The sequence below is a fragment of the Chromohalobacter moromii genome (genome assembly GCF_023091865.1).
Taxonomy (GTDB): Bacteria; Pseudomonadota; Gammaproteobacteria; order Pseudomonadales; family Halomonadaceae; genus Chromohalobacter; species Chromohalobacter moromii.
The window spans coordinates 44,431-60,847 of the sequence record NZ_JAHXDI010000005.1 but is presented as its reverse complement, the minus strand read 5'-3'; the positions used below and the strand labels follow the sequence as shown (position 1 = coordinate 60,847).

12 protein-coding genes and 2 pseudogenes are annotated in these 16,417 nt (G+C 62.3%); 9 read left to right on the top strand and 5 right to left on the bottom strand.

The window, feature by feature from the left end; translation table 11 throughout:
• Positions 1 to 2 precede the first annotated feature (2 nt).
• From KZO83_RS16025 to KZO83_RS16005, 5 genes and pseudogenes are all read left to right on the top strand, one after another.
• The gene (locus KZO83_RS16025; protein ID WP_247621448.1) at positions 3 to 794 is read left to right on the top strand and encodes an SDR family NAD(P)-dependent oxidoreductase; all 792 of its coding nucleotides are present in this window, start codon (positions 3 to 5) and stop codon (positions 792 to 794) included.
• Positions 791 to 2,109, top strand: a pseudogene (locus KZO83_RS16020) (NAD(P)/FAD-dependent oxidoreductase). The gene KZO83_RS16025 and the pseudogene KZO83_RS16020 overlap by 4 nt, the downstream one beginning before the upstream one ends.
• Complete coding sequence (locus tag KZO83_RS16015) at positions 2,106 to 2,873, top strand: DUF1365 domain-containing protein (protein WP_247621447.1); 768 nt, start codon at positions 2,106 to 2,108, stop codon at positions 2,871 to 2,873. Before KZO83_RS16020 ends, KZO83_RS16015 begins: the two are co-directional and overlap by 4 nt.
• Positions 2,870 to 4,139 (top strand): annotated as a pseudogene (locus KZO83_RS16010) (class I SAM-dependent methyltransferase). The gene KZO83_RS16015 and the pseudogene KZO83_RS16010 overlap by 4 nt, the downstream one beginning before the upstream one ends.
• Entirely contained in the window at positions 4,060 to 4,626 is a 567-nt protein-coding gene (locus KZO83_RS16005; protein ID WP_336296581.1) for a DUF2878 domain-containing protein, read from the top strand. The pseudogene KZO83_RS16010 and the gene KZO83_RS16005 overlap by 80 nt, the downstream one beginning before the upstream one ends.
• Here KZO83_RS16005 and KZO83_RS16000 read toward each other — a convergent pair.
• Complete coding sequence (locus tag KZO83_RS16000; RefSeq protein WP_247621446.1) at positions 4,595 to 6,430, bottom strand: putative bifunctional diguanylate cyclase/phosphodiesterase; 1,836 nt, start codon at positions 6,428 to 6,430, stop codon at positions 4,595 to 4,597. The two genes, KZO83_RS16005 and KZO83_RS16000, sit on opposite strands and share 32 nt — an antisense overlap.
• Positions 6,431 to 6,641: 211 nt before the next feature.
• On the opposite strand from KZO83_RS16000, the gene fabA reads away from it, so the two are divergent.
• Both fabA and fabB read left to right on the top strand, forming a co-directional pair.
• Entirely contained in the window at positions 6,642 to 7,157 is a 516-nt protein-coding gene (gene fabA / locus KZO83_RS15995) for a 3-hydroxyacyl-[acyl-carrier-protein] dehydratase FabA (RefSeq protein ID WP_247621445.1), read from the top strand.
• A 13-nt stretch (positions 7,158 to 7,170) separates the two neighbouring features.
• Positions 7,171 to 8,388 carry a beta-ketoacyl-ACP synthase I gene (gene fabB, locus KZO83_RS15990; protein WP_040239353.1) on the top strand — a complete coding sequence of 406 codons (1,218 nt, stop codon included), beginning with the start codon at positions 7,171 to 7,173 and terminating at the stop codon, positions 8,386 to 8,388.
• A 103-nt stretch (positions 8,389 to 8,491) separates the two neighbouring features.
• Here fabB and KZO83_RS15985 read toward each other — a convergent pair whose 3' ends face one another.
• The 3 genes from KZO83_RS15985 to KZO83_RS15975 form a co-directional block, all read right to left on the bottom strand.
• Positions 8,492 to 9,247: a lysophospholipid acyltransferase family protein gene (locus KZO83_RS15985; protein ID WP_247621444.1), complete on the bottom strand. Its 756-nt coding sequence runs from the start codon at positions 9,245 to 9,247 to the stop codon at positions 8,492 to 8,494.
• Complete coding sequence (locus KZO83_RS15980) at positions 9,244 to 10,116, bottom strand: sugar nucleotide-binding protein (protein ID WP_247621443.1); 873 nt, start codon at positions 10,114 to 10,116, stop codon at positions 9,244 to 9,246. Before KZO83_RS15980 ends, KZO83_RS15985 begins: the two co-directional genes overlap by 4 nt.
• Before the next feature lie 174 nt (positions 10,117 to 10,290).
• A complete protein-coding gene (locus tag KZO83_RS15975) occupies positions 10,291 to 12,138 on the bottom strand; it encodes a putative bifunctional diguanylate cyclase/phosphodiesterase (RefSeq protein ID WP_247621442.1) in 1,848 nt (615 codons plus the stop codon).
• 296 nt (positions 12,139 to 12,434) lie between these two features.
• On the opposite strand from KZO83_RS15975, the gene KZO83_RS15970 reads away from it, so the two are divergent.
• Complete coding sequence (locus KZO83_RS15970) at positions 12,435 to 13,229, top strand: 2OG-Fe dioxygenase family protein (RefSeq protein ID WP_247621441.1); 795 nt, start codon at positions 12,435 to 12,437, stop codon at positions 13,227 to 13,229.
• Between the two features lie 156 nt (positions 13,230 to 13,385).
• On the opposite strand, the gene hmpA is transcribed toward KZO83_RS15970, so the two are convergent.
• The gene (gene hmpA / locus KZO83_RS15965) at positions 13,386 to 14,567 is read right to left on the bottom strand and encodes an NO-inducible flavohemoprotein (RefSeq protein WP_247621440.1); all 1,182 of its coding nucleotides are present in this window, start codon (positions 14,565 to 14,567) and stop codon (positions 13,386 to 13,388) included.
• A 251-nt stretch (positions 14,568 to 14,818) separates the two neighbouring features.
• Between hmpA and norR the strand changes: the two genes are divergently transcribed.
• Positions 14,819 to 16,393: a nitric oxide reductase transcriptional regulator NorR gene (gene norR / locus KZO83_RS15960; RefSeq protein ID WP_247621439.1), complete on the top strand. Its 1,575-nt coding sequence runs from the start codon at positions 14,819 to 14,821 to the stop codon at positions 16,391 to 16,393.
• Positions 16,394 to 16,417 lie beyond the last annotated feature (24 nt).

Here is a 16,417-nt window from a genome sequence, read left to right as displayed (position 1 = left end):
GCATGACCACATCAGCAGCCCCCCAGCGCATCTGGTTAACCGGCGCCACCTCGGGCATCGGCGAGGCACTTGCCGTGCGGTTGCTGAAGGAAGGCCACAGGGTCGCGCTGACCGCACGTCGACGCGATGCCCTAGAGACGTTGGCAGCCCCCTTCGAGAACGCCCTGATCGTTCCCGCCGATCTCACTGATCGCACCTCGGTCACCGCCGCCGGAGAATACATAGAAGCCGTCTTCGGGGGGCTCGAGCTGGCCCTGCTCAACGCCGGCACCTGCGAATACGTGGACGCGCGACACTTCGATGTCGACCTCATCGAGCGCGTGCTGGCCACCAATCTTCACGGCACGCTGTATGCCATCGATGCGGCTCTGCCGCTACTGCGTCGCGCTCGCCATGGCACCCAGCGTCCGCAGCTGGCGGCGGTCTCCAGCGCCTCGGCGTATTTTCCGCTGCCGCGCGCCGAAGCTTACGGTGCATCCAAGGCCGCAATCAGCTACTTCCTCGCGTCCCTGCGACTGGATCTGGCGGCGGAAGGCATCGATGTCAGCGTCATACACCCGGGCTTCGTGCGCACGCCGCTAACCGAACGCAACGACTTCCCCATGCCCATGCGCGTTGAGGTCGATGAGGCCGTGGAGGCCATCCTGCGCGGCCTGGAGAAACGTGCACTCGACATCCACTTCCCGCGTCGCTTCACCTTGCTGGTCAAACTGGCGGGTATCCTGCCGCCTGCACTACGTCATCGCCTCGGACGCCTCATGACCCGCAATACCGCCGAAGAGGATCGCTCATGAATGTGCCCGCCTCACGCATCGCAGTAGTTGGCGGCGGCATTGCTGGCATGGCGTGTGCCCATTACCTCTCGCAACGCCACGAGGTGACACTGTTCGAGGCCAACGCACACCTCGGCGGCCACACTGCAACCGTGGATGTCGAACTGCATGGGCACCGGCATGCCATCGATACCGGTTTTATCGTCTTCAACGACCGCACTTTCAGCGCTTGCTGGCGCAGTTGGGCGTGTCCGCGCAAGCCACCGAAATGAGCTTCTCGGTGCATGCCACCCACGAGGACTTCGAATATAACGGCCACACCCTCGACACCCTGTTCGCCCAACGTCGCAATCTACTCCGCCCCGGCTTTCACGGCATGCTGCGCGATATCCTGCGCTTCAATCGTCACGCGGTACGCGATCTATCGCACGGCACCTTGCCGGAAGGCATGACGCTGGGCGAGTATCTGACGCGGGGTGGCTATGGAGAGATCTTCCGGCGCCGTTACCTGCTGCCCATGGGCGCCGCCATTTGGTCCGCCAGCGAGCGCGACATGGCGAATTTCCCGCTGACATCCTTCGTGCGGTTCTTCCATCATCATGGACTGCTGTCGGTGAGAAACCGCCCCCAGTGGTACACGCTAGTGGGCGGTGCACGACGCTACATCGCCCCGCTGACAGCCGCCTACGCCCAGCGCATCCGCCTGGCTTGCCCGGTGCTGGGTATCGAGCGCGATGCAACGGGCGTGACACTGACCACGCACCAAGGCCGGGAGCGTTTCGATCAGGTGGTACTCGCCTGCCACAGTGACCAAGCACTGGCGATGCTGGCCTCGCCCAGCCACGCGGAGCACGAAATCCTCGATGCCCTGCCGTATCAAGACAATGACGTCGTCCTGCATACCGACACTCGAATGCTGCCACGTCGGCGCCGCGCCTGGGCGAGCTGGAACTATCGCATCGACGGCCGTGAGGATGACGCCCGCATCTCGGTGACCTACGACATGAATCGTCTCCAGCATCTACCAGGCGTGACGCGCTTCTGCGTGACGCTCAACGACAGCGACGCCATCGCCCCCGACTGCATGCTGCGGCGCTTCGTCTATCGCCATCCCTGCTTCACGCTGGCGGGGGCCGCCGCCCAGCAACGTCATGCGGAAATCTCCGGTCCGCACCATCGTACGCATTTCTGCGGCGCGTACTGGCGCCACGGGTTCCACGAGGATGGCGTCTGGAGTGCGCTGCGCGTGGCACGCGCACTGGGCTGCGATGAACCCGATGCCCTGCCAGGGTCCTGCTCGTCGACAACCGCGGTGTCTGAAGGAGTCCCGGCATGAGCGCTTTCTTGCATAGCCGGGTGGCCCTGGGCGAGCTACGTCATCGGCGATTCACGCCGCGCGCGCATCGCTTCATCTACCGCGTGTGGATGGTCTGGCTCGATCTGGACGAGTTGCCCGAGCTCTTCGATGCACTGCCGGGCTTCAGTGCACGCCGTGCGGCACTGGCACGCTTTCGCCGCGAGGATTATCTAGGGCCCACGCATTTACCGCTCAAGACGGCAGTCCATCAGCGGTTGCGCCATGAGCTGGGTGAGGCGGCACCCGCAGGTCCCGTCCGCATGTTGACCCAGTTGCGCCTCTGCGGCGTACTCTTCAATCCCATCACGCTGTATTACGTCTATGACCATGACGAACGCTTGCGCGCCATCCTCGGCGAAGTGACCAACACGCCGTGGCGGGAACGCCACGTCTATGCCTACTCAGTGACGCCGACACGCCATACCCATAGCGCGCATTTCGACAAGGCGCTGCATGTCTCGCCGTTCAATCCCATGGAAATGCGCTATCGCTGGCGCTTCAACACGCCAAGCGAACACCTACTGATGCATATGGAGGCATGGCGCGAGGACACGCGCCATTTCGATGCCACGCTGAGTCTGCGTTTCGAACCCGCGGGGCGGCGGGCGTGGCTTGTCGCTCTGGCACGAGCCCCGTGGATGAGTCTCAAGACGCTGGCCGGCATTCATTTCGAAGCATTGCGCCTATGGTTGAAGCGCGTGCCACTCTTTTCACATCCCCGTGGCGAGGAGACACGCCCGTGACGACGACCCGTTCCGCCACCAAGGCGCCTGTTCGAACGCTCGATGCGCGTGTAGCACGTTGGCTCAAGCCACGCCTACTGCGCCAACTGTCGACCCTCGAGGGCGGCGTGCTGATCGTCGAGGACGCCGAACGCACGCATCGTCTCGGCCAGGGCGGGCCACTCACGGTACGCCTGCGGATACATCACGACCGGGTCTGGCGGCGTATCGCGCTGGGGGGCAGCGTCGCGGCCGGGGAAACCTATATGGACGGTGACTGGCACTGCGACGACCTGGTCGCGCTGATTCGCTTGCTCGCCCGCAACCTGGAGCACGTCAACGAACGTTTGGAGAAAGGCCCTGCACGACTGGCGCAAGGTGTTCTCAGCGCGCTCCAAGCCCTGCAACGCAATACCACTGGCCGCGCCCGACGCCATGTCGCCGCGCATTACGACCTCGGCAATGCCCTCTTCGAGACGTTCCTCGATCGTGAACACTGGCTTTACTCTAGCGCCATCTTTCCATGCCCCGACGCCAGCCTGGAAGACGCTTCAACCTATAAGCTCGAGCTCATTCTCGACAAGCTGGATGTCGGCCCCGAGCATCATCTGCTGGAAATCGGTACCGGCTGGGGGGGGACTGGCACTTCACGCGGCGCGCACACGAGGCTGCCGCGTCACCACCACGACCATTTCCGAGGAGCAGTACGCGCATACCGCGCAGCGCATTCGCGAAGCCGGCCTCGAGGATCGCATCACCCTACTCAAGCGCGATTATCGCGCTCTCGAGGGGCGTTACGACCGCCTGGTATCGGTGGAAATGATCGAGGCAGTGGGGCATCAGTACCTGGCCACTTATCTGTCCACCGTCGACCGTCTACTCGACGACGACGGCCTGGCGCTTATTCAGGCCATCACCATTCGCGATCAGCGCTATGAAGCGGCCAAGCGCGAGGTCGACTTCATCAAGCGCTACATCTTTCCTGGCGGTTTCCTGCCTTCCCACCAGGCGATGTTGGAAAGTATCGCGCGGCGCACGCAACTCAACGTTCTCGCCCTTGATGAGATCGGGGCACATTATGCACGCACGCTTTGCGAGTGGCGCCGGCGCTTCGAGGCCCGCCTTGAGCATATTCGAACGCTCGGCTATGACGAACGCTTCATCCGCATGTGGCGTTATTATCTGTGCTACTGCGAAGGCGGCTTCCGTGAGCGCACCATCGGTGCCTCGCAGTGGCTGCTGGCCAAGCCTGGCAGTCGGCGCGCGCCACTCACCGGCGCACCTTGATCCCATGCTGGGCAAGGTTTTAAACGCGCTCGCGTTTCAGGTCGGCTGGCTGGCCTGCGTGCTCGGCGGTACGCCCTGGGCCTTGCCCACGGTCATAATGATCGTGACATGCCACCTGCTGTGGCTGGGCATACCAGGAGAGTGGCGCTGGCTGGCAGGGTTCGCGCTACTCGGCGCGGGCGTGGATGGCACGCTGACGTTGCTCGGCGGTTTACGCTTTCCCGGTGCCTCGGAACTGCCGCTATGGCTGTGGTTGCTCTGGCCACTATTCGCGACCACCCTTCACCATTCACTCGCTTGGCTATGGTCACACCCTTGGCTGGCGATACTGGGCGGGGCGCTCGGAGGGCCGAGTTCCTATCTAGGCGGCGCGCGCCTGGCGGATGTCGAACTGGCGCCTTGGGCAGTGGTGGTGCAGGCCATAGTGTGGAGCAGCATATGCGGATGGCTGGCGCTCAGGGCAGCGACATCTCGAGATCGCCCTTGAGCCGCATCTCGACATCGGTCACCCGTTCAGGGCGTGCATAGAGGAAGCCCTGTACCATGGCACAGCCTTCTGAACGCAGATAGTCCCGCTGCGCCTCGGTTTCCACCCCCTCGGCAATCACATCCAGCCCCAGGCCGCGTGCCATGGCGAGCACTGCCGACGTGATAGCGGCATCGGCGCTATCGTCGGGCAAGGCGCGCACGAAGGCACGGTCGAGCTTGAGCTTATCCACCGGCAACTGCTTGAGATAGGCCATCGATGAATAGCCGGTGCCGAAGTCATCTATGGCAATCGGATGCCCCTTGTCACGCAGCGCGACAAGACGCGTCGAGATATCCCCGGCGCGCTCGTCGAGCAGCACCGACTCGGTCAGTTCCAATCCCAACATGGCCGCAGGCACGTGGTGTTTGGACAGACTGGCGGACAACCGCGACTCAAGATCGCCCTGAATGAGCTGCACCGCAGAAATATTGATCCACACCGGCACGAACGACACCCCTTGCTGGCGCCAGGTCGCCAACTGCGCGCAGGCATGATCGATCACCCAGTCACCCAGCGAGGCCATCAGACCATGGCGCTCGGCCAGAGGGATGAACGTTCCCGGCGAAATCATGCCATGCGTGGGATGATACCAGCGCAACAAGGCTTCCATACCGGCCAGTCGCCCGTCGTCGAGATAGTGCTGGGTCTGGTAGAAGAGCTCGAGCTGCGTACCGTGCGCCAGAGCCTGGCGAAGCTCGTTGAGCAACTCGAGCTGAGGGTCCCCCGCGACTTCCAGCGAGGGACGGAAGCGTTGACTGTGGTTTCGCCCGTGACGCTTGGCGGCATAGAGAGCCGACTCGAGACGCTGGAACAGCACGCCGGAATCACGCCCGTCGTCGGGCGCGCGGCAAGTTCCGATGGTCAGCCCTAGGCGAAGGGGTTTATCGCCGACCTCGAACGGTTCGCTAAGATGCCCGCGTAGCCCTTCCACCCATTGTTCATGATCGTCATAGGTCGTGGTGCGAATGACCATGAACTCGTCGCCGCCCAAGCGACCGACCACGCCCCCGGCGACGAAGGCGGCGAGCCGTTGTCCGAAGCGCGATAGCAGGCGATCACCCTTGTCGACGCCCATGGTGTCGTTGACTGCCTTGAAGCCATCGATGTCGATCAACGCGATATCCAACCCCTCACCGGCTCGCAGGCGCTGCAAGCGCGAGGCCAGCAAATCGTGCAGACGCCGGCGATTGGGCAAGCCGGTCAACGGATCCTCGAAGCCGATACGCTGCAGATCCTGCTCCCGTGCCTTGTGACGAGTAATATCGGTGAACAACCCCACGTAATGCGTGACACGCCCCTTGTCATCGGTGACCGCCCGCACACGCAGCCATTCGGGGAATTGATCGCCATGCTTGCGCTGGTTCCAGACCTCCCCTTCCCATTGCCCAGTGGCATTGAGGGTCTGCCAATAATGTTCGTAAAAAGTTTTGTCGTGGCGACCGGAGGAGAGCACCGACGTATCGAGACCCCGTATCTCGTCATCGCTGTAGCCGGTGATTTGCGTAAAGGCCGGATTGACCGCCTCGATGCGATTATGGGCGTTGGAAATAACCACGCCATCGGGGGAGAGTGTGAGCGCCGTTTCAGTCAGCCGGCGACGGGCCGCCTCCAGACGAATCTGCCGCCAGGCATCCAGGCCACCGATGACAACGACCACCAGAGCCGCCAGTCGCAACATTAGCGTTGGCAAAAGGCTCATGGAGGCCATGGCAGCAATGCCCGTCCATACCAAGGGACGGTTGAGCGTAAAGACGGACCACATGGCGAATTAGCGGCTCAATCAATAGAGGTTCGTGAAAGTGCAGGCATCATGCCCCTTCTCTTGCGACCGGCGCAACCCGCACCCATCCGCGGATTGCACCCATCACGCGCGCCCGGTAGGCTAGCCCAGCGTGCATTCATTCGGCACTGCCAGTAGACTAAGGTGTTCGTGCTCTGCGACGCACCACAATTTCGACTCTCGGAAAGATTCAGTGACCAAGCAACATTCTTTCAGCTACGAAGAACTGCTGGCATGCAGCCAGGGCGAGCTTTTCGGCCCGGGCAACGCCCAGCTGCCGGCCCCCAACATGCTGATGCTCGACCGCATCACGCAGATCCAGGAGGGCGGAGGCGAGTACAACAAGGGCGAGCTCATCGCCGAACTGGATATCCACCCCGACCTGTGGTTCTTCGATTGCCACTTTCCCGGCGACCCGGTCATGCCCGGCTGTCTGGGTCTGGATGCCATGTGGCAACTGGTCGGCTTCTACCTCGGCTGGCTGGGTCATCCTGGCCGCGGGCGCGCCTTGGGCTGTGGCGAGGTCAAGTTCTCGGGCCAGATCATGCCGAACGCCGAGAAGGTCACCTACCGGATCAACCTCAAGCGGATTATTACCCGGCGGTTGATACTGGGGATTGCCGACGGCACCGTTTCGGTCGACGGTCGCGATATCTATCAGGCCAACGATTTGCGCGTTGGCTTGTTTACCTCCACCGCGAATTTCTGATCAGGAGGCTTCCATGCGACGAGTGGTAGTCACCGGCCAAGGCATCGTGTCTTGCCTCGGCAATGACCAGCACCAGGTACTGGACGCGCTACGCAGCGGACGCTCGGGTATTCGTTACAAAGATGAATACGCCGAACGTGGCTTCCGCAGCCACGTGGCCGGTGCCATCGATATCGATCTCGATACCTTAATCGACCGTAAGCTGCGTCGCTTCATGGGTGATGCCGCGGCATTCGCCTATGTCTCGATGGAACAGGCGATCCGTGATGCCGGCCTCGACGAAAGCGATATCTCCAACGAGCGTACCGGCCTGATCGCTGGCTCCGGCGGCGCGTCCAGCGCCAACCAGGTCGAAGCCGCCGACGTCCTACGCGAGAAGGGGCTGCGTCGTGTCGGCCCCTACCGGGTCACGCGGACCATGGGCAGCACGGTCTCCGCCTGCCTCGCCACGCCGTTCAAGATCAAGGGCGTCAACTACTCCATCTCCTCGGCCTGCGCGACCTCGGCCCACTGCATCGGCAGTGCCGTCGAGCAGATCCAGCTCGGCAAGCAGGACGTAGTCTTTGCCGGTGGCGGCGAAGAGGAACATTGGACGCTGTCCTGCCTGTTCGATGCCATGGGCGCACTCTCGACTAGCTATAACGACGCCCCCGAAACCGCCTCGCGTCCCTATGACGCCTCGCGCGATGGCTTCATCATCGCTGGCGGTGGCGGCATGCTAGTGCTCGAAGAGTTGGAACACGCCAAGGCGCGTGGCGCCAAGATCTATGCCGAAATCGTCGGCTATGGCGCTACTTCCGATGGCTACGACATGGTCGCACCCTCCGGCGAAGGCGCCGCGCGCTGCATGCGGCAAGCCATGGCGAACGTGGATGGTCCGATCGACTATATCAACACCCATGGCACCTCCACCCCGGTGGGCGACATCGCCGAGCTCAAGGCGATTCGCGAGGTGTTCGGCGATACCACGCCGGCGATGAGTTCCACCAAATCGCTGACTGGGCATTCGCTGGGCGCCACTGGCGTGCAGGAAACCATCTACTCGCTGTTGATGATGGAGCACGCCTTCATCGCCGCCTCGGCCAACATCAGCGAGCTGGACGATGCCGCCCAAGGCTTCGATATCGTCGACCAACGTCGCGACGATGTCGCCATCGAGCGCGTGCTATCCAATAGCTTCGGGTTCGGCGGCACCAACGCCTGCTTGGTGCTGCAACGCTACCGGGACTAAGCGCGCGACCTCAGCGTCGTAGGTTCCCCGGTGACATGAAAAAGGGGCGTCTCTCACGAGACGCCCCTTTTTGCGTGCGGGTACACCCTCCGTCGGCAGAGGCTCAGGCGGGCACCTTGGTGGGCTCGCCCTCGGCCTCTGGACGCGGTACCGCGGAGATCTCGCGAAGCTGCGATTCGATCCAATGCTCGACCTCGGCCAACACCTCGTTGGTGGAGCGCCCCTGCGTGGCAATCGGCTCGCCGACCACCACATGCAAGTCTCCAGGCTTCTTGACCCAGTGCCGTCCCGGCCAGTGTTCACCGGCATTATGGGCTACGGGCAACACCGGGACCCCTGAGCGACAAGCAATCACCACCCCACTCTTGTTGTAGCGACGCCGCTGCCCAGGCGCCACCCGCGTACCCTCGGGAAAGATCAGCACCGATAGCCCCTCAGCCAAACGCTGCGTGCCTTGCTCGAGTACCATGCGCATGGCCCGCGACGGTCGCGAGCGATCCAGAGCGATGGGCTTGATCAAACGCAGCCCCCAGCCGAAGACAGGCATATTGAGCAGCTCACGCTTGAGTACCGTGCACACTGGCACTTTGAGCAGCTGCAGGAACAGGGTTTCCCACTCGCTTTGATGATTGGCGAGCACCACGCAGGGCCCCTCAGGCACGTTATCGCGCCCGCTGACGTGATAACGCACCCCGCAGGACACAGCGAACCAACCCACGATGAAGCGGTTATACAGATTCAGCAGCCGAAAACGCGAAAACAACGGCAAGAACGGTGCGGTCGGTAACAACACTAGGCCGCTGATCAGCAGCGCCAAAAAGTAGCCGGTATAAAATACGATACTGCGTAACACCTTCACGTCGCCGACTCCTTGTCATGCAGCAGGCACCAGTCATCCAACATGCGGCTCAGCTCGAGCCGCCAGGGCTTCTGGTGGATACCGAAAACGTCCAATACGCGGCGACAATTCAGGACACGCCGTAAGGGATGGTCGTGATGATGATGCAAGGCGTGCAATGTCCCTAATGTGGCGTCACGCTCCTGCCGCTCGAGATGCGTGGTGAGGTAGGTGCGTACGACGGAAGCGAACGTATATGGGCTGATCGGCTCGGTACCTGCCAGATGATAGGCGCCCCAAGCGTCGGCGCCACACCCTTGCTGCTGCATCATGCCGATCAACGCCATGGCCACCGCATCGACCGAAGTCGGGCACAGGATGATGTCTTCCGCGGCGCGCACTTCGTCACCCGCCAGCAGCGTGTCGAGTAACTCGGGTAACCAAGCATGCGCGCCGCCGAGCGCGAACAGCGGCCCCAGCCGTACGATGAGATGTCTCGGCAGACACTCACGCACCCGGTCGCCGGTGGCGATCAAGCGCTTCAGACTGTCATCGCGTGGCGCCGGGATGACATGCTCGTCGAGCGGCCCGTCGCCCCCATCCTCATAGAGTTCATCGGATACGCACCAGATCAACGGCACATCGTATTCCCGACACAGCGCGAGATTGGCGTCGACCGCCTCGACATGGGCCATGACCTCAGCGGGCGCCAGACGTGACGGCGCCGATAACGGTGGCACCACCAGCGCATCGGGCCGGGCTTCGGCCAAGGCCTCCGCCGAGACCTGTGTCTCCTCGACGATGGTCAATTGGGTATCGCGACGTCGATTGGCCTCACGCGCCAGCGCCAGGCTCAAGCAATGTCCCGCATTCGCCAGCAACAGCTTCACGGCCTCTCCTTTCGCATGCTCGTCTCCTCGATTCGTCGTCCACCGCGTCGACAGGGGCACATATTCGCCCATCGCCGTATTGCCTGTCATCCTCATTGCCGCCGACAGGCTGCGCACGGAGACGTGCCGTGGTCGTGCGCAAGGCTCGCATTCTACGCCATGCAGGCGGTGGACTCAGCCCGAAACCCCAGGATGCCCCGTTACCAGACCGCCCAGCACACGTTCCATTTCCAGAGCGGGCATGGGGCGGAAGAAATAGAACCCCTGAACCAAGTCGCAGCGCATCTCCCGAATCAGCGCGAGCTGCTCACGATTTTCGACACCCTCGGCCACGACCTCCAGGCCCAGGCGGTGGCCGATGAAGATCGCGGCCTCCATGATCGCGCGATCCTTGGGCTCATCCGGGGCATCACGCACGAAGGCGCGATCGATCTTGAGCGCCGTTACCGGAAAGTGCTTGAGATAGCTCAGCGACGAGTAGCCGGTGCCGAAGTCATCGATGGCGATGCGAAATCCCAGATCATGAAGCCGGCGCAAGCCCTCCAGGATACGGTCGTCGGCTTCGATGAGTACGTTCTCGGTGAGTTCCAATCCTATGTCCTGAGGCCCCAGGCCATGACGCGCCAAGCAATCTTCGAAGCGCTGGAAGACATCGGGCCTGCTCATCTGTCGACCGGAGAAGTTGATATCGATGCGCCCGACGGCTAGCCCGGCATCCCGCCACAGCACACGCTGCTGACAGGCGGTTTCCATGACCCAATCACCGAGACGATGGATCAAGTCGGAACGCTCGGCGAGGGGAATGAACTCGGCCGGTGAGATCGGAGGCCCCTCTGCCGGCTGCCAGCGAAGCAGCGCCTCGAGGTTCTCGATACGCCCACTCGCAGCAGACACCTGAGGCTGGTAATGCAGCGAGAGCTCTCCGCTGTCCAGAGCTTTCGTCAGCCGATCGACAAGGCGATGCTGGTAGAGCAGTTGGTCATGGAACGTCTGATCGAAGAAGCACACGCTACCCTGACCATCCATCTTGGCTCGATTCTTGGCCACATCGGCGTTGCGGATCAGCTCGCGGGCCGTTTCGCCATTATCCGGATAGAGACTGATCCCCAGGCAGGCGGTCACTTGATGCCGAGAACCGTTCATCAGGAAAGGAGAACGAAGGACCTCTTGAATCTTGTGGACCAGTTGCAAGAGCACTTCCTTGCGCTGGAACATGGGGCAGGCGATCACGAACTCGTCGCCGGAAAGCCGCGACATGATGTCTGACGCTCCCACTACCTGATGCAGCCGCTGAGTCAACTCGACGAGTAACCGGTCTCCCTGTTCGTAGCTTAGAGCGTCGTTGATCGCTACGAAGTCGTCGATATCCAGGTAGACCAGAGTCACCCCGACACGCTTTCGCCGGCAATAGGCGATGATTTCATCCAACTGCGCTTCGAAGGTCTGGCGATTGGGCAGGTGGGTCAGCGCATCGAAGCGCGTGGCAAAATCCAGCTCGCGATACGCTCGCTTCTGATCCGAGAGGTCTACGTCGACACAAAACATCAGGGGATTCTCGGTGTGTTCACCGAGCATGACATGATGCGAGAAGACCGGAACCGGCTCACCACTCTTGTGCTGAAGTTCGAGTTCCTCCGCCGGAATCTCGATCCCCTCCTTTACCCAGGCCTGATGCGCCTGAATCACCGATTCACGCATGGGGTCCGGGATGATCAGCTCTTCCAGCGCTTGGCCCTGCGCCTCCGCGGCGCCATAACCATAGAGCCGGGTGCTGGCCTCGTTCCAGTAGATCACGCAGCGATCGCGATCATAGCCCTGGACCGCCACTCTGGGCAGGCTTTCCAGCAGGGCTCGAAAGCGCTGTTCGCTCTCCAGATACTGACGGCGCACGAGCTCGATATCGTCCCGAGCGCTCTCGCCTTGAGCCTCTGTCCCTCTCGCTCTGAACTGCTGCCACCAACGCACTAGTTTATGACACTGTGCGCCTAGCCAGCGTCGGAAAACGACATCGTAACCGCTCATCAACTTTCCCATCATCGAAAGATGCTGTTGCCTGCATCATGAGGCCAGAAGGCATCTTCGCACCACCTAGATCACCCCACCTTCAAGGCATACGCAGGCATGCATCTACACGTCAGCCCGACTCGGCATGACCGTTGTCATCTAGCGTAATTAATCGTGATCAGCGTCAAAGCAATGCGACACTTTTCATACATTTTTTGACATTTAGCTACAGATATTCTCCTTTCCGAGGGTTGCTCGGACGATCTCGGGCAATCTCGGGCAATCTCGGTTCACACTGTAATGGAGAAGATCTCATGACACTCGACACCCTCAAGCATGGCGTCAATTCAAGCACCATACCTGCCGATCCGTTCGCCGACTACTGGTCGCCATCGATTACCCAAGCCTTACACTATCAGGGCTGGGCAAGGACCGAGATCCGCTCCCGGGTGGATCTCGAAGCCTGGCAAGCATTCACCGCCGACTTGCCACGGGACCCCTATGTCAATCGTCGTTGGAAACGCATGTCCTGGCTGACTCTGGATGAACGTGACGACGTCGTCGATATGGGCCATTGTCCCATGGCACAGGGCGGCGCCTTTAATGATGCCGAAAGCATGGCGGACCGCCTGCGCTACTATGAGCCACTGACGCCAGCATTCATGGCCCGACCGGACGTCAAGGACTTCGTGCGCGCCTGGGCACGGCTTTGGGGCCTGAAGCCCAACGAGCCCATCCTGATGCAGATAACCGGCGTGCGTGGCGAAGGCATGATCGACCCTCTGCAGGGTCAGGGTATTCATGCCGACGGCTGCAAGGCGCTGAGCATCCTGGTGTTAAGCCGCCACAATGTCGCCGGAGGCGATAACCACCTCTATGCTGACAAGGCGGGCACTTCTCCCGTGGCCGACACGACCCTCGCCCCGGGCGATATCCTCCACCTGCGTGATGACCGTCTCTTTCATAGCGTGGATGCCATCCACCAGGAAGATGCCGGCGCGCCCTTCGAGCGCTTCATCATCATCATCAACAGCCGCTTCGTGGATCCGTTTCAGAACCAAATCCTGCGTCGGCACTTTCCCGAGGCGGTGCTCAACGAGACCCGCTAAGATTCACCGCAAATCCCAAACGGGTCGGCGCCGGAGTTCGTCTCCGGCGCCTCTTCCCTAGATAAAAGCGCCAGTCAGGCGCTGCATGTCATGCCTGGCGCACAACGCAAAACGCCACGCCGAATGGCGTGGCGTTTCGGTCATCGACACGGCGTCTCAGGCGACGCGTGCCAACGACTCGGCAGGCCCGAAGAATTCATGATGGCGCCGGCTGGCCGCGACGCCGAGCGTTTCCAGCGCCGCATCGACGCAGCGCATGAAATCCGCCGGCCCCACCGTATAGTACTGCGCGTCACGCGGGGCGTAGTCCGCCAGCAGCGCGGCATCCACACGGCCGACGTGATCAGGGGAGTCCTCCGGGCGCGGTTGCGAATAGACGGTGACCACTTGCAGCAACGCCGGAAACGCCTTGCGTAACTCCTCCAGCTCGTCGGCAAACGCACGCACTTCACCATCGCGTGCCGCATGCAGGTAGACGACCCGGCGTCCTTCCTCGAGCGCCTGCCGTGCCAGCGGCAGCATCGGTGTCTGGCCGACGCCCGCGCTAATCAACATCAACGGCGACGTGCCCTCGTCCAGCGTCAGATGGCCGGCCGGCGGCAACAACTCCAGCATATCGCCCTCGGCCAGGCGGTCATGAAAATGGCGACTGACCTTGCCTCCGTCCTCGCGTTTGATGGATACGCGATAGGTCTCCCCGTTGGGCGAGGCTGACAGACTATAGTGGCGGTGCACGGTCTCACCGTCGATGGTCAGCTTGAAGCCGATGTATTGCCCAGGACGATGCTCGGCGACAGGCCCGCCATCTACCGGCGCCAACTCGAAGGAAGTGATGACGGCGCTCTCGGGATGCTTGGTGACGATGCGGAACTCACGGGTACCGTCCCACCCACCAGGCTGGGCGGCGAAGTCGTGATAGCGACGTGCCTCTTTTTCGATCAACAATCCCGCCAGCTCCTCGTAGAGCGCGCCCCAGGCATCGGCGACGTCCTCTGTCACCGCCTCGCCCAGCACCTCGCCGATCGCCGCCATCAAGCATTCACCGACGATGGGATAGTGCTCGGGACGAATACCCAGCGAGACGTGCTTGTCGACGATGATACCCAGCACCTCGTCGAGACGTTCAGGCTCGTGCCGCAGTTGTACATAGGCGACGACGGCGCCCGCCAGCGCGCGCGGCTGTCCGCCGCTTTGCTGATGCGCGGCGTTGAACAACGTCTTCACCTCGGGATAACGCGCAAACATCAACGGGTAAAAGCGCTTGGCGATGGCTTCGATGTGTTCGGCAACCACCGGTGTGGTGGCGGCGATTACGGACTCCTGGGCGGATGTCAGCATGATGTCTCCTCGCGATGAGCGTTCAAGTGTGTGCCCCTGCTATCGCAATCGGAGTGCCAACTCGGTTCGTTTAGCCGTGTCCGCGACATTGTGACACGCCAGTGCCTGTCGAGACCGCGTGGTTGCCGCGTTGCAGAAACGACAGGGCGCAGCCCGGTAGACGACGAGCACTTGCCCTCGGCGTAATGACTGTCAAAATAACACCCACACCACATGTCACTATGACAATTTGCTCAAGAGAGAATGTCCAAATGACAGTCTTCTTGCATACCCTGCGCGACCTACTCGCCGATCTCAGCGTCGGGCGTGGCAGCGACGCTCTGCCCGAGCGCTGGGCAAAGCTGCTCGCCGCGCTGGTCGGCGATTATCCCGCCGATGCCAGCACGTTGATGGTCGCTCACGACGACGGCCTGCAGCCCGTGGCCGTGCTAGGCCTAGACGACGAAGTCCGCGGGCGCCGCTTTAGCCTGATCGCGCACCCGCGTCTAGCCGCAATCGCCGCGCATCCCGGCGTGTGCCGCTTCCCGCTAGATTCGCCGTTGCCCGATCCCTTCGATGGTCTGCTCGACGACACCTTGAGCCATGTGCATGACTGCATGGGCGTGGCCCTGCGCGATGGCGACCGACTGCTCGGCATGCTGACGCTGGATGCCCTGACGCCGGGTTGCCTAGCCACCGTCGATGATGACGAACTGTTGGCCGCGGCGGGCCTGTTGGCGACTTGCCTGCGTCTCTCACAGCAGCTCAGCGATACCCGTTCGCGCCTCAATCAGGCACTCGAACAGCACCTCAACGATCAGGACGCACCGCGTCACAGCACGCCCGATTGGCAGAGTCCTGCCATGCGGCGGTTGGAGGAAAGCCTCGCCCTGGTGGCGCCCACCGACATGAGTGTGCTGTTGCATGGCGAAACCGGGGTCGGCAAGGAGCGTATCGCCCGCCGCGTGCATGCGCTTTCCACACGTCGCGAGGGGCCACTGGTACGCGTCAATTGCGCGGCCCTGCCCGAGTCGCTGATTGAAAGTGAACTCTTCGGCCATCGGCGCGGCGCGTTTTCCGGGGCCGTCCGCGATCATCGCGGCCATTTCGCCATGGCCCACGAAGGCACGCTGATGCTCGACGAAATCGGTGAACTACCGTTGGCCATGCAGCCCAAGCTACTGCGCGTGCTGCAGGAAGGGGAGATTCAGCCGCTGGGAAGCGAAACCCCGCAGCGCGTCAACGTGCGCCTGGTCGCGGTCACCAATCGCGACCTGAGTCAGGAGGTCGCCGCCGGGCGCTTCCGCGAAGACCTCTACCACCGTCTGAGCGTCTTCCCCTTGCAGGTCCCACCCCTGCGGGAACGTCGCGAGGACGTGCCACTGCTGGCCGGTGGCTTCCTTGAGGACAACCGCATTCGCCTGGGGCTCGCCAATCTGCGCCTCGACCTCGCGGCCGAACACGCCCTACTGTCCTGGCCGTGGCCAGGAAACATCCGCGAGCTGGAACACACCCTGGGCCGTGCCGCGCTACGTGCCTTCGGCGAGCAGTCTCCTGCTGGGCAAGACGCGCGTCGCAATGCCGTGGTCCGCATCGCCGCACATCACTTGGAACTGCCGACGGCGCTTGCCGATGACACCACGCCTCCCCAACCGACAATTGCCGAGGCGCACCCCGTCCCTCCAGCCACAGTCCCGCTACGCGAAGCCGTCGAGGACTTCCAGCGCCGGCATATCGCCCACGCACTGGAGGTACACGATGGCAACTGGGCCGCTACCGCGCGAACCCTGCAGATAGACAGCGGCAATCTGCACCGTCTGGGCAAACGCCTGGGGCTCAAGCCTTAAGCGGTACGCTTGGCATCTAGCGCA